Below are 20,049 nucleotides of genomic sequence, written 5' to 3'. Positions count from 1 at the left end.
TAGTTCTTAATTTTTAGTCCTACAGCGAGGTGGATGGCATGAATGTATTAACGCGTATGTGGAAGAGGGAGTGGCCGCTTCACTTGATGTTGGTTCCTGGGATCGTATTGGTCCTCATCTTCAGTTATATCCCGATGGCCGGCATTATGATGGCCTTTCAGAAATACGTACCGAATAAAGGGTTGTTCGGCTCACCATTTATTGGTCTTAAAAACTTTCAGTTACTGATGGATTACCCCGATATCGGCCGGATATTCTTCAATACAGTATACATTGCGGTGATGAAAATTGTAGCAGGCATGATCGTTCCGGTCACCATAGCGATACTGCTGAATGAGCTGCGGAAAGAATGGGTCAAACGGACCTTCCAGACGCTCGTGTACTTGCCGCATTTTCTATCATGGGTCTTGTTAAGCGGTATTCTAATCGATGTATTGTCTCCATCTTCCGGTATTCTCAATCAAGTGCTTGGCTTGTTTGGTATCGACCCTGTTTTTTTTCTGGGAGACAATAAATGGTTCCCTTATGTCATGGTCATATCGGATGTATGGAAAGAGTTCGGATTTGGTACGATTGTCTATCTGGCTGCGCTTACCGGTATTAATCCGTCACTGTACGAGGCAGCGGAGATCGACGGCGCAGGACGCTTTAAGCAGACGTTACATGTGACGCTGCCGGGGATGCTTCCTATTATCGTTCTCATGTTTACGCTTAGTATAGGGAATGTACTGAATGCCGGATTTGATCAAATCTTCAACCTATACAGTCCTCCGGTCTATGAAAGCGCGGATATTATCGATACCTTCGTATATCGTATGGGGATTGAGCAAGCACAGTTCGGTTTCGCTACGGCCGTAGGACTGCTGAAATCCGTCATCTCTTTCATATTCGTATCTATGTCCTATATCTTAGCCTATCGTGTAGCGAATTACCGCATTTTCTAATGCAATCGGCGGTAATTCAGAAGGGAGACACATCGTGCGTACTAACAGATCATTCGGAAGAAAATTGCTTTTGATATGTAATTTTATTTTTCTGGCATCCGTATCTTTGTTATGCCTTATGCCTATTATTCATATTTTGGCGCTCTCATTCAGCTCCGGGCAGGCAGCATCCGCCGGAAAAGTCATCCTGTGGCCAGTTGAATTCACAACGGCTGCTTATGCTAACGTATTTGGAAAACCTGAATATTTACGCGCATTCTGGGTATCGATTCAGCGGGTCCTTATTGGAACGACAATCAGCATGTTCCTGACGATTATCACGGCCTATCCATTATCCAAAGATTCTCGCCAATTTCGGCTGCGGACCTTCTATTCATGGTTCTTCGTGTTCACGATTTTATTCAGTGGCGGGCTTATTCCCAACTATTTAACCGTGAAGAACCTTGGGATGCTCGATACAATCTGGGCTTTGGTGCTGCCAGGAGCGGTCACGGTGTTCAACGTTATTCTGCTGCTGAATTTCTATCGCAGTCTGCCCAAAGAACTTGAGGAATCTTCGCTGCTCGATGGGGCGGGTCAATTTACTACCTTATGGAAAATATATGTGCCGCTATCGTTGCCGGCATTGGCAACGACAGGTCTTTTCACCATGGTGGGGCATTGGAATAGCTGGTTTGACGGTATGATTTACATGAATCATCCCGAGAATTATCCGCTGCAGACCTTCCTGCAGACGATCATTATCAAAATGGATTTCCGCTTTATTAAACCTGAGAGGGCAGAATTAATGATCAAATTGTCTGATCGTACGAGCAGAGCAGCTCAAATTTTCGTAGCAGCATTTCCGATTCTAATCGTGTATCCGTTCTTGCAGCGGTTCTTCATTAAAGGAATTGTGATGGGGAGTGTCAAAGAATAATATAGGGCACTCAAACTAAGACATTGCAGGAGAACAAACGATGAAAATCCGATTCTTGATTAAAGATTCCTCTATATTCCAGAAAATAATGGCTGCCTTTCTGGCAGCCTTGTTTCCGCTCATGGCGATTACCTGGTTGATTAATGAGAAGGGTTCGGACAATATTCGGAGTGAAATTTCCGAGTCTATTCTAAATACGACTCGCTTCTATCTGGATTCACTCGACAAGGAAGCAGACCGGATCAGCCGTTATTTGCCGAACTATGTGATGGACAAAGACTTGATGGAAATTGCAACTACAGGCAATTACATGAGTTATTACGATCGTGCGCAAAAAATATTAGATATCCAAAGACGGCTTGAATTGATGAAGAACTCAAGTCCATTTATTCAAGAAGCAAGGGCGTATATCCCCCTTATCGACCGAACGATTCTTAGCAATAAATTTGAAACTTCGATGAATAAGCAGGAATATGCTTCTATGCAGCAAAATAAGAGATTATACGAAGAACCTTTCATTTACTGGAACGATCGATTATTTATTTCCATGCAATACCCCATTAATACCGTTAAAAATCCGATTTATATCGTAGCGGTTGAATTATCGACTACCAAAATCAGAGAAACGTTATCTCAAATCGGCAGCTCGCGTGGTGGACAGAGCGTATTGCTCAATCTGGAACGTGGTTGGGAGATCGAGAGTGACATGGATCCGGAACTGCTGGAACAAATGAAATCCTTCGCTGCGGATAAGCGGGAATTGCAAAAAGACGAAGGATACGAAACGATTATGTATAATGGTAAGCGGTTTCTTACGGTATATAAATACTCTAGTCTCTGGAATTCCTATTCGATTATGTGCATTCCCGAAGAGACGATCTTGGGTTCCCTTGAGATCTATCGAACATTGTTCTGGTGGGCTTGCGCGCTAGCTGTGGGTATTGTCGTTTTCTTCTCCTACTTTCTATTACGATTTATCTATCGGCCATTAATGAAACTTGTGCATTCCTTTCGGCGCGTTCAGCAGAATAGGCTGGAACCGATCGTGATCGATCGCGGAGCCGATGAGTTCGGGTATTTGTACCAAGCTTTTAATAATACGATCCGATCCTTGAAAACACTAATCGAGGAAAATTACGAGCAGCAAATCAGGAACCAGCGTTCCGAACTGAAACGATTGCAATCGCAAATTAATCCTCATTTTTTATATAATTGTTTTTTTGTATTGTGCCGGTTAATTAAATCCGAGAATCAGAAGGAAAAGGCTTATCAATTCTGCCTATGCATCGGACAATATTTTCAGTTCATTACTCGCAATGACGAGGATGACATTCCGCTGGGACTGGAGGTCAATCATTCTCGCACGTATGTAGACATGCAAACCATATGTTACGGAGACCGTATTCAAGTCAAGTTCGAAGGTGATGTTCCCGATCTCTTCGTGCCGAGGCTGATTCTGCAGCCGATCATCGAAAATGCTTATAAGCATGCCTTAGGCAATATGATTCAGCAGGGTGAGCTATGGGTTCATTGTGAGCGGGTGGGCGATGTATTCTCCATCTATGTCGAAGATAATGGCCGAAGCATCCCCGATGCGGAGATCGAACAACTTCAGAAGCGGCTGCGTCAATCCACCACTCGGATGGAGGAAACAACCGGAATCATAAATGTGCATCGCAGAATACAGCTGCGGTACGGTGAGGAATATGGCATTACAGTGTCACGTTCTGCTCTTGGTGGACTTCAAGTAAGAATCAATCTGAGCGCGAACTAGAGGAGGAATCAGCATGTACCGACTGCTAATCGTCGATGACCTTCCCATTATTGTCGATGGTCTTCTGGAGCTATTCGATGAGACCGATCATTTGCAACTCGAAGTTATGAAGGCATATTCAGGTGAAGAAGCACTGGAGGTACTGTCTCATCATCGTATCGATATCGTGATTTCAGACATTAAGATGCCTGGACTGGAAGGGATTGAGCTGCTTCGGGAAATCAAATCCCAGTGGCCGGCCTGCAAAGTTATTTTCTTAACAGGATACAATGATTTTCATTATGCAAGGAGCGCAATTACGTACGGTGGGTTCGATTATATTCTGAAGGTCGAAAGTGATGAGAAAATTATTCAGTCCGTAGAACGGGCGATTGAGAAAATTGAAGAAGAAAATAACCAAGAACAGATGATCGCTAGAGCGCAATCCAAAATGAGACTGGCATTGCCCTCCCTGCAAAAAGAGTATGTGTGGGAGCTCTTTCAAGGCAAGCATGTATCGGATAGCCAATTAAAGCAGGCGTTCAAAGAAATCGATATCCCGCTTGATGCGACATTGCCGGTTTACTTGCTCATAGGCAGGGTAGACGCATGGAAAGAAATGTTCACGACGCCGGATAAAGCGTTATTGACTTACGCCGTACAGAACATTTGCGATGAGTATTTGTCCACGCAGGTCAGATGCTATTCCGTTGTATTCGAGTTATCCAAAATCGTCTGGATGATTCAACCGAAAATCCCGGATGGATCGTCTATCGAATACGGGGATCAGGATTGGATCAGAGCTCATCGGTATACGAGCGGTATTCTGGAGACTGTGCAGGGAAATTGCAAGAGATTGCTGGGTTTATCGGTTTCTTTCCTTCTTGGAAGTGAAGCAACGACATGGGATAACATATCTGATCGGTTTCACTCGATCAAATACGGCCTGGTACAAGGACATGGATTATTTAATGAGGTCATATTGACCGATAAAGACATTCAAAGAGAAGTGAACGGTGATCTGAGTGGGAACTACCACGATGCCTTCTATCACGCCCGTGTTCAATTGCTGATGTCTTGTCTCGAGAATAATCATCGGGAGCAATTCAACAAGCTGTATGCCGAACTAACGTCCATTTGGAATGATGAGGAGTCACCGAATGAGCGGAAGATCGAACTGTATCATTCGCTTTCAGCTATTTTTCTGTTCTATATCCATAAGAATCGGGAAATTCGGGATTACATCAATACGCTGATGGATCTGGATAAGTTATATCGCTATGGAGATTCCGCATCATGGTCGGAGCTGATTCAATACTTCTCGCAAATGGCGGATTGCTTCTTCGAATGGAATGCGCTGCGGGGTACGCAATTGCCGACAGAGGTCGTGAATAAGGTACATCGATATATTGAAGAACATATTTCCACTGATATTTCCTTAAATGCGCTGGCCGATTACGTGAGCTTGAATCCATCGTATTTGTCCCGACTTTATAAGCAAATCACTGGAATGGGGTTATCTAAATATGTGAACGACTATCGTAACCTGATCGCCAAAGATATGCTGCTCAACACATCGATGAAAGTGAATGAAATTGCTGCTGCCCTGGGGTACAACTCAGCGCTTGCATTTATTCGCTTCTTCAAGAAGCAGAACGAAACGACGCCGCAAGATTTCCGTATGGCAAGGACCCATCTACAGAATCAAGGTCAATAAATGTATATGAAATGTCAGTAACGATCTCTTTTGCCTCCGTTCCTACCGCCTTACAATGGAAGTACACTAGGTGCGCAAGAGGAGGAGTAGTCTTGAGAACATTAACAGCTGTATTACTTGGCGCTGGCAGTCGAGGAAGATATATTTATGGGCCCTACGCGGAGAAGTTCCCGAATGAATTAAAGATTGTTGCCGTAGCTGAGCCGGATGATGAACGTAGAAATCGATTTGCAGAGATTCATAGAATTGCCCCAGAGCATGTCTACGATTCTTGGGAGAAAGTATTCGATCAGGGTCAAATTGCGGACGTGATGATAATTGCTACGCTCGATCGGATGCATTATATACCAGCGATGAAAGCGATGGAGCTAGGCTATCATGTCATGCTAGAGAAGCCGATGTCTCCTTCCATGGAAGAATGCATCGAATTGGAGCAAGCTTCGCTTCGGTATAAGCGATTGCTCGTCGTAACCCATGTCCTGCGATATTCCCCGTTCTGGTCTGGGATCAAAAAATGCATCGAAGACGGTGAACTCGGAACGATAGGTACGATTCAATTAACCGAAAATGTGGGCTACCTGCATATGACACACAGTTATGTCCGCGGGAATTGGCGCAATTCGGAGGAGACGAGTCCCATGATCCTGGCCAAATCATGCCATGATCTGGATCTCATCTCATGGCTTATGAATCAACCGTGTACAAGCGTGAGCTCGTACGGATCATTACTGCATTTCAGAGCGGAGAACGCTCCGGAAGGCTCCGCGGATCGCTGTATCAACGGCTGTGAGGTTGAGAAGGAATGCGCCTTCTCGGCGATGAAAATATATATTCAGCCCCTGGAACACCCTTGGGCACGCTATATGACGAATGATTTGTCGCAAGAGGGGATCTTGAAGGCGCTGAAGGAAGGACCGTGGGGTCGCTGCGTGTATCGCTGCGATAATAATGTCGTGGATCACCAGGTGGTCAACATGGAGTTCGAGAACGGAGCGAATGCATCGTTCATCATGTCAGGGCTGACACAGAGCGGCACGCGTCGGGTTCAAATTATGGGAACACAAGGCGAGATCATCGGGGATATGGACAAAGGATCCTTCACGCTGTACCGCTATGTATCGGGCGAGAAGGTTGAGATTGGCTGCAATGTGGAAGGCGATGGTCATGGAGGCGGCGATGACCGTATGGTAAGCTCATTCCTGCGGAATGTGCGTCAATTCGACAGCAATCCATCGCAAGGCTTGACCTCGGCGACGGCATCCCTGCAGAGTCATTTGATCGCATTCGCGTCGGAACATTCGAGATTGAACGCAGGTCAGGCTGTCAAGCTTTCGGACTTGCAGAAGAAAGGAGAAATGTCTGTATAAGATAAAATGATACTAGGAAGCCTCTTTCGAAGTGATGGGATGCCGTCATGGAGAGGGAGGTTTTTTGGTATGTATTTGATTCAAGAAATCGAGTCAATATGGAAACATTTTCATGATTCTGGCGTTTAATACATGAATGCCAAACTTAGGGGAGGGGCTTCTATGTTACATCAAAAAATCATTTGTGTTGATGATCATGATATGGTTCACGCTTTTAATATGTAGGGCGGTAAACAGCCTGACAACTTCACTTAACAATCAGCAGGTTAATATTCAAGGGGTTCCTGCCCACCCGATACCGCCGCAACAAATTTCAACCATTTAAATGGACAAAGACACGGTATGGGTGATTGATCCCAAAAAGTAACTACATAAGAGTTATAACGCATGATCAGGATGGCTATCATATGACGGGAACGGAACTGTCGGTTCAATAGCACTAATACTATCAATAGATTGAAATTGATTACAATTGACGATACTGATCGTATTGAACGAGGAACAATCCTATGGAAGTGACTTATTTGAATTACATAATAAGTGTTTAACACAACATGGAATTCAGACCCCTGGACTTTATGATCTGAATAAGGAAAGAGATCGTTACCCATTTGATTATGCTCTTGTTGAATATATATAGATGGACCTAAGGCAGAAACCTTTTTCCATCACGCAGATTTACGTGTTCAAGATAAAATGTTTCAGCGTCTGGGGGATATGCTTACTACTATGCATACCAACGAAAGGCATATCTTTGGGAAAGCCAATAATAACGAGATCCGCACAGAACAATGTCATTTATTACACATGGAAAATGAGCTTGCTTATGCCTCTCAACATATGGAGAAGATCGGCTCTAATCAAAGTAAACTGCTGGATAAGTTGTATGAGCTAGAATCAAGAATTCAGCCTAGAAAGCAGTATGGATTTATTCACGGGGAAATGGGTCCTGACCATGTATTGGTTAATGATAAGCTGGAACCCTTTTTGATTGATATCGAAGGGGCTATGTTTTTTGATATTGAGCATGAGCATATTTTTTTGGAGATGCGATTTGGGGATTTCTATCGGTATCTTAAGAACGATACGCTTGATTCTGATAGGCTGTTATTTTATCAATTTCACCACCATATATCATTAACTTCAGCTGGTTTAAAGCTAATGCATAGAGGATTTCCCGATCAACAATTCGCAAAAGGTTTAGCTGATTATCAATCTGAACGTGCGCTTAGGTTTATCGAAAGATGAAGGAATAACCGATTAGCCTTCTTCACCCTTAGGGTGGGGAAGGTTTTTTTCGTTACAGAACCATAAGGCATAATAAAAGACCGCTCTACTGGAATGACTTCCGGATCTGGCGGCCTTAGGACAAGATTCTATTATAGGGTCAATCTGTATCTAAATGTGGTGTGATTAATGGAATTTAACTGTCTTGATGCGAGCTTCTTCTTCATAGGTAAGTGGTTTTGGGGATCGTGGAGTGTGCAAATGACGTTGCACGGAATATTCCATTTTTTGATAATCCTCATTACCTGAATTCATCGTTGGATTCCAATTTTCCGTTACCCAATTTTTAAGTTCCTTAAGACCTGCTAGCATTTCCTCCAGCCTCCTTTGGCGAAGAAACAATATATTTTATATTGTTTTGTTTACGCTTTCATTATAACATGGAAATTAGTTTTTTAAAGATGTGTCCACGTGAAAAACACAGTTTTTAAGTGAACATTGTGTGTTAATTAGGTTTTGTTCTCCCTTGGAAGAAAAATGTCTCTGTGCAGGAGACACTCATAATAGATTTAAAAGGATAATCTACTGCCCTTAAGATTCGTGAGGAATTTCTAGTAATTACCAATCCGAAGAATGACTTTAAGGTCGTAGATAGTGTTACTCTGATTATAACTAGAGCTGCATATATAGTACGATACTCTCTTTTATAAATGGGAATTAAGATCTTATTTATCCGAATTTCACTTAAAAATAACTTTTTATGGATGAATGAACATGCTTCTGGTGGAAATAAATTTTATTTTTTAAAAAATAGAGAAAATAATTTACGGAATCAAATTTAAGTGATATCTTGAATGTGTAGAAAAGAAATCGTTCACATCTTAAGGGGGATTATCAATGACACTCAACAAGTTCCACGGAATTATACCTGCCTTCTATGCATGCTATGACGATCAAGGAAATATTTCAGAATCCCGGACGCATGCCTTATGTGATTACTTATTTGAAAAAGGTGTTCAAGGTGTTTATGTGGGAGGCAGTTCTGGAGAATGTATCTACCAGAGTCTGGACGAACGCAAAGCGGTACTCAGCTATGTAGCTAGTAACCTGAAAGGTAAAATGACACTGATTGCTCATGTAGGAGCCCCTTCCACTAGAGATAGTATTGAATTAGCAAAACATGCGGCGAGCTTAGGATATGATGCACTATCCGCAATCCCACCTATATATTTCAAATTACCTGATAGCGCAGTAACTAAATATTGGAGCGATATTATGGAGGCAACTCCTCTACCGTTCATTATCTACAACATTCCTCAGACTACGGGATATACACTAACTCCAGCTTTATTCGAGAAACTGCTTGCTAATAAAAAGGTTATCGGTGTTAAGAATTCTTCTATGCCACCTATGGATATTGAACGCTTTAAAAGAGTTGGTGGAAAAGATGTAGTGGTATTTAATGGACCGGATGAACAATATGTTGCGGGAAGAATTATGGGAGCTGATGCAGGCATTGGTGGCACTTATGCTGTTATGCCGGAGCTGTTCTTACAAGCTAATAAATTTGTACTTGCCGGCAAGTTTGAGGAAGCAGGACAACTTCAAAGTGATATCAACGATATCATCATCGCACTTTGTTCCCTCAAGGGTTCTATGTATGCGGAAATTAAAGAGGTTCTGAGATTAAGAGGCGTAAACGTTGGTAGTGTAAGAGCACCGCTTGAAGGGATAGCCGCTGAAGATGCTGGTCCAATTGCAGACATTATGAAATTGATTGATCAAGCGATCGAAAAATATTGTGGTTAATGCAATGAAGAGAACAATCGTATGCTTTGGCGATTCTAATACTTGGGGCTATGACGCAGAGACGGACCAAAGGTTTAAGGATGAAATACGTTGGACTGGACTTCTGCATACAGAACTGGGCAACTCTTATCGTGTCATAGAAGAAGGGCTTCCTGGTAGAACCAGTGTCAGTGAGGATCCGTTATTTGAAGGGTTAGCCGGAATATCATATCTCTATCCATGCCTCATGTCACATGCACCAGTAGACTTGGTTGTAATTATGCTTGGGACAAATGATACGAAAGAAAGATTTACACTCACTTCATATAACATCGCTCAAGGTATCGTTAGACTTGCTCTTAAAGCTAGAGGGAGTGGGGCAGGGCCAGCGGGAAAAGCTCCAGAAGTGCTTGTGATCGCACCTCCCCCCATTGGGGCAGCGTATATCCATACTCCCATTGGTAAGCCGATGGGGAGTAAATGTAGCGAGAAATCTATGGAGCTCTCTCTGCATCTTGCAGCTTTGCTTACGGGGACAGATATCCACTTTATTGATTCCAGAGAATATGTATCGATGAATGAAATCGACTACATGCATCTTGATATACAAGGACATCGAAACATGGCTGATTTAGTGCAATATCATGTCAAACGGATTTTAGATTAGGCGTTTGTTTCTGTAGTGGCTCACAAAACTTTAAGCGTACGCTTTTATAGGGAGGATTTTTAATGAAGAAGAAACGTTTACTCTCTACAATGGTTGCATTAATGGTAATTATCTCACTAATTTAAGGATGCTCTGGTAACAATGCAGCGAGCTCTAATAAATCCGATAATACTGCTAAATCAGGTAAGGAAAAAGTAGCAATTAAAGTATGGCTGACTCCTCAGTGGAAGGGTGTTGTGGACGCAACCGAAAGCGGTGCTGACTATGATAGCTTCCTTAAGGCCGCTGCTGAGAAATTCAAAGTACAATATGATAAATATGATGCTGACATTCAGGTCGAAGTCATTGCTGGAGATCAGCACGACCAACTCCTCAATGTTAACTTGAGCGGAGGAACTCCACCGAATGTCTTCTTTGAAAGCGTATTCCCGATGGGTGATTATGTTCACCGTGGCGCGTTGGAGCCTTTGACAGACATCATCGATGATAACGCAAAAAGTGATATCGCACAAAATTACTGGGATGCTGTAACGTTCGGAAAAGATGTGTACTTCTATCCATTCCAACACAATCCAGGCACTTTGGTCTATAACGCAGACATGTTTAAAGCGGCTGGTTTAGAAAAGTTCATCGGTGGAGAATCCGAAATTAAGACTTGGAACTTGGATGAATATCAACAAATCTTGGATGGTTTGAAAAATAATCTAAACCTGGTATTGGAGCCTTATTTATTCTGAATTTCGTGCAAGTCTGGAATGATTATTTGTGGCAGTTGGTTATAGGCCAAGAGAACAAAATGAAAACATTAATGGTTGGTACTGCGACCTTAATGCAGGATTTGAATCCTAATTTCGCTTATAAAATGGCCGGAGCTACAATTGCTGCAATTCCGATGTTGCTAGTGTTCATGTTATTCCAACGGTTCTTCACCAATGCGATTACGGCAGGAGCAGTTAAAGAATAAATAAAGATGTGGAGTGGGTTACTGATGAATACTGAGAATAATGTACTTAAAAAGATAAAACATAAACTAGTCGTCTCCAGTCAAGCCTTACCCGAAGAACCGCTGCATAGTCCGTTTATTATGGGGAGAATGGCTTATGCAGCATACTTGGGCGGTGCCTCAGGCATTCGGGCCAATAGCGTAGCGGATATTCAAGAAATCAAGAAAACAGTGGATCTACCGATCATCGGAATCATCAAAAGGGTATATGAAGGTTCTGAAGTATTTATTACACCAACCCTGAAGGAAGTAGATGAGCTTTACCGCGAAGGGGTAGATATCATTGCTATGGATGCGACGAACCGAATTAGACCAGATGGATCTACCATCTCAGAACTATTTCCTAACATAAGAGAGACGTACAAAGATCAACTGTTTATGGCAGACTGTTCTACATTTGAAGAAGCTGCTAAAGCCGTTGAACTGGGATTTGATCTTGTGGGAACTACCTTAAGTGGATACACAGCGTATACGAAAGATCGCTCACTCCCAGATTTCGAGCTAGTCAAACAAATCGTAAGCAACTTCTCAGTGCCTGTGATCGCTGAAGGTGGCGTTTCCACTCCTGAAGAACTGAAGACAATGTTCGATCTAGGTGTTTATTCAGCAGTAGTCGGCTCAGCGATTACAAGACCGATGGAGATTACCAAAAGGTTTGTAGACGCTATTCAGTAGATTGCCGGAGAGGGTAGATAAGGATGAGAATTCTCGCTGTAGATATTGGCGGTACCAACACCAAGATTTGTATATGCGATAAACAGGGAAATGTGGATGACTTCAAGGAATATGCAACAGAGAGTCACTTGGGAGGGCCGCATGTAATCTCAAGATTGCTGGATAAGATCGCAGAATATGATAATTTTGATGCCATTGCTATAAGCACGGCTGGTCAAGTGAATGCTGAAGAAGGATTTATTGTCTATGCAAACGAAAATATACCTAGATATACAGGGATGAAGATTAAGGAAATTGTAACAAATCATTTTCATAAACCTGTTATGGTAGAGAACGATGTGAATTCAGCAGCATTAGGCGAGGCTCATTACGGTGCTGCTCAGTCTTTTAACAATTTCTTATGCTTGACCTTTGGCACGGGCATCGGTGGTGCAATTGTAATGAACCGCCAAATCTATAAAGGAGCAGATGGGGTGGCGGCCGAATTTGGTCATATCCTTACACATCCATTGTCAGACGCGGCGGAGGGACTGCCTTTTTATGAAAAGTATGCTTCAACGACTGCTTTAGTGAAGATGGCTCAGCAGGCAGATCCCGAATGTATGGACGGAAAAGTCCTTTTTGATAAAATACACAAAGGGGACGAGCTGCTGAAACAGATCCTGGATTCATGGATAACTGAGGTGTCTGTAGGTTTAGCTTCTATTATTCATATCTTCAATCCATCCGCTATAATTATAGGGGGCGGCGTTATGGAGCAAGAAGATTTAGTTCAAAGGGTAGAAGAACGGACCAAGTCTTTGATTATGGAGAGTTTTACGGGTGTAAGAATTGTTAAGGCCTCACTTGGGAATAAAGCAGGCTTGCTAGGAGCTTCCTCTTTATTCGCACATTAAACCATTGTAAAGGAGGGGCTTATTTGCGAACAATCAGTATTTTTTCTTCTATTCATTCCAAGTACAATAATTTGACGAATACGGAGAAGAAGGTAGCGGACTACGTCCTGGAGAACACGAGAAGTGTTGTCTATATGTCGATTACTGATCTTGCCGATGCGTGCGATGTAGGGGAATCAAGTATCTTTCGATTTTGCAAATCTTTAAGTTATAAAGGGTATCAAGAGTTCAAGATTGCATTAGCTCATAGTATCACTGTGGAGAATGAGATCCCGCAGCTTACGGATCAAATTCTAATGGACGACACTACTGAAGCCGTGGCTTCCAAGGTGCTGACCACAAATGTTAGTGCACTGAACGAGACCTATAATTTAATTGATATACAGAAGATCAATGAAGCCATTGATTATATGATTAACGCGGAACATGTATTATTTTTCGGCGTTGGCTCTTCTCTAATTACGGCTATGGAAGCCAAAATTAAATTTATGCGCATTACAAACAAAACAGAATGTTTGATGGATTCACATCTTCAGATGATGTCAGCAGCGCTAATGTCTGAGCGAGATGTCGCTGTAATCATTTCTTATTCCGGTTCAACCAAGGATAGTATTGAGGTCGCCAGAAAGGCGAAGGAACGAGGCGCTAAGGTGGTGTCCATTACGAGATTTGAAAAGTCACCTTTAACGTCGTATTCGGATCTTACCTTATTATGTGGTGCTAATGAGGGTCCTCTGCAGGGCGGTTCATTATCTGCTAAGATCTCACAGCTCTATCTGCTGGATATTTTATATGTGGAATATTTCAAGAAGACTAGTGAGCAGTCCATTATCAATAAGGAAACAACCGCTGCGGCAGTTAGTGAGAAGCTACTGTAAGCGAATTGAGATGTGAGGAGAATGAGACAATATGATCTTAGGTTCATTGTCATCTTGGGAAGAGCATAGCAGATACGAGAATTCAGTCATTGTAGAGGCTATCGAGGAATTGAAAGTCATCTTACAACATGAATCTGATCTCGGGCGAATTGAGATCCGCGGTAACGAGATATACGTTTCGATTATGGCTCTTGAAGCGAAATCGCTGGAGGAACAGGTTGCTGAAAAGCATGAGGCTTATATTGATGTGCATTATCTGATCGAAGGTGAAGAAACGATCGGTTGGTCCCCCCTGCAAGAAGGGATCGAGGCTACTAAGCCTTACGATGCGGAAGCAGATTATGCGCTTTATTCTCCGTCATCCGAAGAAGTTTTGTTAACTTTGGTGCCGGGTATGTTCGCTGTCTTTTTCCCGCATGATGTACACAGACCTGGGATGGGTCAACCGGGCATGAAGATTAAGAAGGCTGTTATAAAGATCCATGTAGGGTTATTACATTCATAGAATCTGAGCGGATGACTTCTGAATTCATAAGGAGTCATCTTTTTGTTGCATAGGAAATTATCCTTGGATTCATGGAAATGCACGGTCATCGTCTGCCCAAGGGACTCTACAGCAATCATCATAGAAACCGTGAATAAAGCGATAAGCAGTGGCACACGGGATATGGGCAATGCCAGATATGTAGGATAGGTGTGCCTAGAAAAGCGTGCAAGGAATGCACGAAAGGAGCGTACGAAAGGAATGCGTTCAAGAAATGCAAGAATGGAGCGCCGAAGCCTGTTTTTATTTACTTCTTTATAGGAGTCACTTTCTGCTCTCAGTTCTCACACATAAACTTTTTAATGCTTTCTATTTCTCTACTTCAGGGTCAAGCCGCTAGACTGATAGGGAATTACTCCCTGTAATTCTATATTATATGGTCATTTCGATAGAATATAGGGAAATGCTCCCTATAATTCAGCTGAAATTGCAGTATTTAATTGAAATTGGCCAATATACAGGGAGAAATTCCGTATACCCTGTTCATATAACAGCTGTGACCTAATTTATAGGGAGGTTTTCCATATAACACGTTCTACCTAAGCAAACTCCCACCCACACTGAAGTTCTTACTCGCCAAACTACCGGAAATCCTGCGGAAATTGCAATAAGTGCTCCGTAAGTTTCAAATTCAAACTAACAGATGTCTTTTCACCCGACAGGGTGATTTTGTTTTTATGTATAAACATTATAACGTTATATTTACTTCACGTACTATTCGTGGTATTTTAAACATTATAATGTTATATGGAAAAAGGTGAGAACACTGGATGAAAGATACGTGCTCCGTCAGGTGAAACGAGTAAGCGGAGAAGAGATTGACATTGTAATCGAGAATGGCAAGATCGCTGAGATCACCCCGGCAGGTGAGGGCCGTGGGGGGCAGGAGTGGGAGGGTTCAGGCGCATACGTATCCAGCGGTTGGATTGATATGCATGTGCATGCTTTTCGCGAATTTGATCCGTATGGTGACGAGATTGATGAGATCGGTGTCCGGCAAGGGGTGACAACTCTAGTCGATGCCGGTAGCTGTGGGGCTGATAGAATTGGTGATCTGGCCCGTGACGCGTCTCAGGCTAAGACGAATGTGCTGGCATTCTTGAATATCTCGCGGATCGGACTGCTAAGAATTGACGAATTATCCAACTTGGAATGGATCGATAAGGAGAAGATCCTGCAATCCGTCCGAACTTACGGGGAGATGATCGTGGGATTAAAGGCCAGAATCAGCAAGAGCGTTGTCGGTGCCAGCGGGATTGAGCCGCTGCATATTGCACGAAGTCTTTCAAAGGAGACGGGGTTGCCGTTAATGGTACATATCGGTTCAGCGCCGCCAGATATCAGAGAAGTTATGCCTCTTTTGCAGCAAAAGGATATCGTGACCCATTATCTCAACGGAAAAGAGAATAATTTGTTTGCTGAGGACGGTCAGCCGCTTCAGGTACTGACTGAGGCCATTGAACGGGGAGTTCATCTGGACGTAGGGCATGGAACAGCAAGTTTCTCTTTTAAGGTAGCTGAGGCTGCTAAACGTAACGGCATTGGACTGAATACGATTAGCACGGATATCTATCGAGTGAACCGAATGAAGGGACCTGTCTTTAGCATGTCTAATGTACTTTCCAAGTTTCTATGTTTGGACTATGCTCTGGATGAGATTGTGGTAGCGGTTACTTCAAATGCCGCGAAATGGCTGGGCAGGCCGGAGCTGGGCCGAATTCAGGTGGGTGATCCTGCAAACCTGACGCTGTTCACCCTGCAACATGAACCTACTGTGCTTGTTGATTCTGAAGGGGAAGAAAGAGTGACGGATAAAGTAATCCATGCAAAAGGAGTGGTTATAGGTGGGGAATTCATTAAATGCGAAATACGGGCTTAAACGCGTAATCAATGCAAGCGGCAGAATGAGTATCCTGGGGGTGTCGGCTCCGTCTGACACAGTGATGGAGGCGATGAAGCAAGGCGGACAGAGTTATGTGGAAATAGCGGATCTGGTGGATAAAGCTGGAGATTACACGGCACGAATTCTCGGCGCTGAAGCAGCGCTAATCGTTAACTCAGCCTCCAGCGGTATTGCGTTGTCCGTTGCGGCATTAGTGACCCAAGGTAACCGCCGCCGTAGTGAACGTCTGCACCAAGAGGCCATTCCACGCAACGAAATCATCATTCTGAAGGGGCACAATGTACAGTACGGAGCTCCAGTGGAAACTATGGTCTATCTAGGCGGAGGTAAACTAATTGAGGTCGGTTATGCGAATGAAGGCCGGGCCGAGCATATAGAGGATGCCATTTGTGAGCAGACGGCTGCCATTCTGTACGTGAAGTCCCACCATGCAGTGCAGAAAAATATGTTATCCGTCGAAGAAGCATGGGAGATCGCAAAACGTAGGGGCATTCCACTAATCGTAGATGCCGCAGCGGAAGAAGACCTCTGTAAATATGTGAAATACTCTGACCTGGCGATTTATAGTGGTTCTAAAGCCATTGAAGGGCCTACATCCGGTATTATCGCGGGCAAACGTAATTATGTAGAATGGGTTAAGATCCAATTGTATGGAATAGGACGCAGTATGAAGGCCGGTAAAGAAACTTCCTTTGGTCTGCTGCAAGCTCTAGAGGAATACATGGTCAAGGAAGACAAGAGTGACACCGAGCAAGCGTCTTTGCAGGGATTGATGGTGTTGAATGATCTTCCGGGAATTCGTGTAACCATTGTGCAGGATGAGGCGGGCCGTGCCATCTATCGCGGCCGAGTTCAGGTTGATCCACAGCAGGCCGGAATTACGGCGAAAGAATTGGTGGAGGGGGTGCAGCAGGGCGAGATTGCGATTTACACCCGCGATTATGGAGTGAAGCAGGGATATTTCGATATTGACCCACGGCCGCTTCTGGGAGATGATCTGCTCGTGATCGTAGACAGCATTCGTAAATTGATAGGGGGACAATAAGATGACAACGATTTCACAGCGTTTCTATAAGGGCCGCACTGCATTAAATGTACTGGCTAAAGATATTGCTAATGCTAAAGAGATTTATGCCGCGGCGGAAGGTCATGTGCTGGTCGGTGTACTCTCTAAAGATTATAAGACGGTAGAAGAAGCCGTAACCGCCATGAAGCAGTATGGTCAAGAAATTGAAGATGCTGTGTCGATTGGCTTAGGTGCAGGGGATAATCGCCAAGCGGCAATTGTGGCCGAGATTGCTAAGCATTATCCGGGTAGTCATATTAACCAGGCGTTCCCTGTTGTCGGAGCTACACGTGCTAATCTGGGTGGGAAGGACAGCTGGATCAACAGCATGGTCGCTCCTTCTGGTCGCGCGGGTTATGTGAATATTTCAACAGGACTCTTCAGTGCTGCGGAGAGTGAAGCGGCGATTGTACCTGTAGCATCAGCAATTGCGCTTGTTCGGGATATGGGTGGTAATGCACTGAAGTACTTTCCAATGAAGGGATTAAGCCGTGAAGAGGAATACCGCTCTGTTGCGAAGGCTTGTGCTGAGGCAGGATTTGCACTCGAACCAACCGGTGGAATTGATATGGACAATTTCGAGGCTATTCTGGAGATTGCTCTTGAAGCAGGGGTGCCACAAGTGATTCCGCATGTCTACTCATCCATTATCGACCAAGAATCGGGACAGACCCAGATCCAGGATGTGCGTGATTTGCTTGGAATTATGAAGAGGCTAACCGATAAATATGCCTAAACGAATCGGGGCATTCGGAGAAGTAATGATGCGTCTGCAGGTGCCGGGAGTTCAGCTGCTATCACAGGGAAACACCTTGAATTATTCATTCTCTGGCACCGGGGTTAATGTCAGCTCTGCACTGGCACGCTTCGGGCATGAAGGTGCTTTGATTTCACGTTTGCCGAATACTTCTTTGGGAGAGGCTGCCGCGGCGTATTTGCGAAAGCTGGGGATTTCTTCTAGCTTCGTTATACGAGGAGGAGAATATCTAGGCTTGTATTTCTTGGAGAACGGATTTGGTGCACGTCCAAGCAAGGTGACTTATAGTAATCGTCTGGAGAGCAGCTTCAATACGGCTCCTGAGGAAACTTATAATTATGAAGAGATTGCGCGAAGTCTGGATGTGATCCATTTCTGCGGCATTACGCTGGCTATGAACGAAAGTGTGCGTCTTCATATGAAATCCTTGGCTAGAGCTGTCAAGCAGCAAGGTGGGACTGTGATCTTTGATTGCAACTATCGTCCGTCCTTGTGGGGACCGGAAGGATATACACTAGCGAAGCCACATTACGAGGAGATGCTGGAGCTTGCTGATATCGTAATGATGAATGAGAAGGACGCGATCTTTATCTTGGGGATGAGCACTGTACAAGATGAACGTGAAGAGCAACTGATCGAACTTATTCCGGCAGTTGCGAAGCAGTTCGATATCTCAGTGATCGCAGGCACCCATCGCACTATTCATGACGATAACTCTCATTCACTTCGTGGGTTCCTTTATAAGAATCAGAGCTTCTTCTTTTCGGATACACTGAGGTTTCTCGTCTATGATAGAATAGGGGCTGGAGATGCCTATACGAGCGGAATTGTGCATGGAGAGCTAACAGGATTTACACCTGAGCAGACGGTACGGTTTGCCGCTGCCGCTAGTATGTTAGCCCATACCGTCGAGGGCGACACTCCCATGGCTTCAGAAGCGGATGTACTTCGAGCTATGACCCTATCCGTAGGTGATGTAGAAAGGTAGTGAACCTCTTGAGTTTGTCCCGAAAAGGTAAGCCCTTATATATGCAAATCGCAAATATTATAAAGGATCGGATTCTACACGGAGTCTATCCTATTGGATTGAATATTCCTTCCGAACCTCAGCTGGAGCAGGAATTCAATGTCAGCAAGATCACTGTACGCGGTGCCATTCAGGAACTCGTCCAAGAAGGATTTCTGGAGAAAGGGAGCGGCAAGGGGACGAAGGTGATCCGCAATACCTCATCATCCAAGCTGTCTAAATGGAAAAAATTCACGGAAATTCTAGTGGATGAAGGGCACCAAATTCGGAAGCAATGGCTGAAGGCGGAGCGAATATATAATGAAGTCGGAAGTGAACCTTATCGTTTATTCGGCGAACGTTGTATACGCTTGGAACGCATATACAGTCTCAATGATATTCCATACGTTCATTACACGCATTATTTAGTAAATGGTATGGATGATTTGGATCTACTAGACTTAAATGCCCAGTCCTTGTATGAACTGCTTGAAGAGCGGAGCGTTTCCCTAGAGAGACTGCGTGATGAATTTTCTGTTGCCGTTCCTCCGCCTGATGTAGAGGAGATATTGCTCCTAAATAAGAAGTGTCCCTTGCTGAAGCGAACTCGTTATTCTTATGATGAGCTTGGCAAGGTGACTGAGTATAGTATCGGCTTCTACAATACAGAGCTGCAGAATTATGTAGTGAACTATGAGGTGTAGTTAGCGAAAATCCGGAGCAGTTTGCAGGGTAGATTCCCTGCAGGATGGTTCGGATTTTTTGCATCTTTGCAGGGCTTGATCTTCATCGTTTTAGAACCGATACAGTAGCGGTAAATGTAAATATTTCAATTTATGAATATACAAGATGTGATGACTGATGTAAAATTACAATACCTGAAGCGTCCTGGAACAGCTTAAGGGCTTTTTGCATGCTCTTTTGCGGATAGCAAAGACT

21 protein-coding genes are annotated in these 20,049 nt (G+C 43.8%); 20 read left to right on the top strand and 1 reads right to left on the bottom strand.

Annotated elements, in window-relative coordinates; genetic code table 11:
* The first annotated feature begins 38 nt into the window (after positions 1-38).
* The 6 genes from MHH52_RS23780 to MHH52_RS23755 all read left to right on the top strand — a co-directional run bounded on the left by MHH52_RS23780 (position 39) and on the right by MHH52_RS23755 (position 7,948).
* Positions 39-944 carry an ABC transporter permease subunit gene (locus MHH52_RS23780; RefSeq protein ID WP_313641710.1) on the top strand — a complete coding sequence of 302 codons (906 nt, stop codon included), beginning with the start codon at positions 39-41 and terminating at the stop codon, positions 942-944.
* A 34-nt stretch (positions 945-978) separates the two neighbouring features.
* Positions 979-1,863, top strand: coding sequence for a carbohydrate ABC transporter permease (locus tag MHH52_RS23775; RefSeq protein WP_313641709.1), 885 nt, complete (start codon positions 979-981; stop codon positions 1,861-1,863).
* A 40-nt stretch (positions 1,864-1,903) separates the two neighbouring features.
* On the top strand, positions 1,904-3,637 hold the full coding sequence (locus tag MHH52_RS23770) for a histidine kinase (RefSeq protein WP_340004757.1): 1,734 nt from the start codon (positions 1,904-1,906) through the stop codon (positions 3,635-3,637).
* A 13-nt stretch (positions 3,638-3,650) separates the two neighbouring features.
* On the top strand, positions 3,651-5,333 hold the full coding sequence (locus MHH52_RS23765) for a response regulator (RefSeq protein WP_340004755.1): 1,683 nt from the start codon (positions 3,651-3,653) through the stop codon (positions 5,331-5,333).
* A 92-nt stretch (positions 5,334-5,425) separates the two neighbouring features.
* Positions 5,426-6,700, top strand: a complete 1,275-nt coding sequence (locus MHH52_RS23760; protein ID WP_313641706.1) for a Gfo/Idh/MocA family oxidoreductase — start codon at positions 5,426-5,428, stop codon at positions 6,698-6,700.
* Between the two features lie 729 nt (positions 6,701-7,429).
* Complete coding sequence (locus MHH52_RS23755) at positions 7,430-7,948, top strand: hypothetical protein (protein ID WP_340004753.1); 519 nt, start codon at positions 7,430-7,432, stop codon at positions 7,946-7,948.
* 165 nt (positions 7,949-8,113) lie between these two features.
* Here MHH52_RS23755 and MHH52_RS23750 read toward each other — a convergent pair whose 3' ends face one another.
* Positions 8,114-8,299: a hypothetical protein gene (locus tag MHH52_RS23750; protein WP_042130754.1), complete on the bottom strand. Its 186-nt coding sequence runs from the start codon at positions 8,297-8,299 to the stop codon at positions 8,114-8,116.
* Positions 8,300-8,824: 525 nt separating this feature from the next.
* On the opposite strand from MHH52_RS23750, the gene MHH52_RS23745 reads away from it, so the two are divergent.
* The 14 genes from MHH52_RS23745 to MHH52_RS23680 all read left to right on the top strand — a co-directional run bounded on the left by MHH52_RS23745 (position 8,825) and on the right by MHH52_RS23680 (position 19,814).
* Complete coding sequence (locus MHH52_RS23745; protein WP_340004752.1) at positions 8,825-9,736, top strand: dihydrodipicolinate synthase family protein; 912 nt, start codon at positions 8,825-8,827, stop codon at positions 9,734-9,736.
* 4 nt (positions 9,737-9,740) lie between these two features.
* Positions 9,741-10,382: an SGNH/GDSL hydrolase family protein gene (locus tag MHH52_RS23740; protein WP_340004751.1), complete on the top strand. Its 642-nt coding sequence runs from the start codon at positions 9,741-9,743 to the stop codon at positions 10,380-10,382.
* Positions 10,383-10,618: 236 nt separating this feature from the next.
* Entirely contained in the window at positions 10,619-11,119 is a 501-nt protein-coding gene (locus MHH52_RS23735; protein ID WP_340004750.1) for an extracellular solute-binding protein, read from the top strand.
* 5 nt (positions 11,120-11,124) lie between these two features.
* Positions 11,125-11,346, top strand: coding sequence for a hypothetical protein (locus MHH52_RS23730; RefSeq protein ID WP_340004748.1), 222 nt, complete (start codon positions 11,125-11,127; stop codon positions 11,344-11,346).
* A gap of 24 nt (positions 11,347-11,370) precedes the next feature.
* The gene (locus MHH52_RS23725; RefSeq protein ID WP_313641998.1) at positions 11,371-12,060 is read left to right on the top strand and encodes an N-acetylmannosamine-6-phosphate 2-epimerase; all 690 of its coding nucleotides are present in this window, start codon (positions 11,371-11,373) and stop codon (positions 12,058-12,060) included.
* A 23-nt stretch (positions 12,061-12,083) separates the two neighbouring features.
* Entirely contained in the window at positions 12,084-12,956 is an 873-nt protein-coding gene (locus tag MHH52_RS23720; RefSeq protein WP_340004746.1) for an ROK family protein, read from the top strand.
* A 23-nt stretch (positions 12,957-12,979) separates the two neighbouring features.
* Complete coding sequence (locus MHH52_RS23715; protein WP_313642000.1) at positions 12,980-13,834, top strand: MurR/RpiR family transcriptional regulator; 855 nt, start codon at positions 12,980-12,982, stop codon at positions 13,832-13,834.
* A gap of 31 nt (positions 13,835-13,865) precedes the next feature.
* Entirely contained in the window at positions 13,866-14,339 is a 474-nt protein-coding gene (locus MHH52_RS23710; RefSeq protein ID WP_340004744.1) for a YhcH/YjgK/YiaL family protein, read from the top strand.
* Between the two features lie 42 nt (positions 14,340-14,381).
* The gene (locus tag MHH52_RS23705) at positions 14,382-14,528 is read left to right on the top strand and encodes a hypothetical protein (protein WP_340004742.1); all 147 of its coding nucleotides are present in this window, start codon (positions 14,382-14,384) and stop codon (positions 14,526-14,528) included.
* 616 nt (positions 14,529-15,144) lie between these two features.
* Positions 15,145-16,257, top strand: a complete 1,113-nt coding sequence (locus MHH52_RS23700) for an amidohydrolase/deacetylase family metallohydrolase (protein WP_340009801.1) — start codon at positions 15,145-15,147, stop codon at positions 16,255-16,257.
* Positions 16,223-17,326, top strand: coding sequence for a DgaE family pyridoxal phosphate-dependent ammonia lyase (locus tag MHH52_RS23695; protein WP_340004740.1), 1,104 nt, complete (start codon positions 16,223-16,225; stop codon positions 17,324-17,326). The genes MHH52_RS23700 and MHH52_RS23695 overlap by 35 nt, the downstream gene beginning before the upstream one ends.
* 1 nt (position 17,327) lies before the next feature.
* Positions 17,328-18,083 (top strand): KDGP aldolase family protein, encoded by a 756-nt coding sequence (locus tag MHH52_RS23690; RefSeq protein WP_340004738.1) that lies wholly within the window; start codon positions 17,328-17,330, stop codon positions 18,081-18,083.
* Complete coding sequence (locus MHH52_RS23685) at positions 18,076-19,092, top strand: sugar kinase (RefSeq protein WP_340004736.1); 1,017 nt, start codon at positions 18,076-18,078, stop codon at positions 19,090-19,092. The genes MHH52_RS23690 and MHH52_RS23685 overlap by 8 nt, the downstream gene beginning before the upstream one ends.
* A 41-nt stretch (positions 19,093-19,133) precedes the next feature.
* Positions 19,134-19,814: a GntR family transcriptional regulator gene (locus MHH52_RS23680; protein ID WP_340004734.1), complete on the top strand. Its 681-nt coding sequence runs from the start codon at positions 19,134-19,136 to the stop codon at positions 19,812-19,814.
* Positions 19,815-20,049: the final 235 nt, after the last annotated feature.

Origin of the sequence: Paenibacillus sp. FSL K6-0276 (assembly GCF_037977235.1) — a bacterium.
GTDB lineage: Bacteria > Bacillota > Bacilli > Paenibacillales > Paenibacillaceae > Paenibacillus_AQ.
The sequence above is the reverse complement of the archived record's forward strand: the minus strand, read 5'-3'. Positions and strand labels throughout refer to the sequence as shown.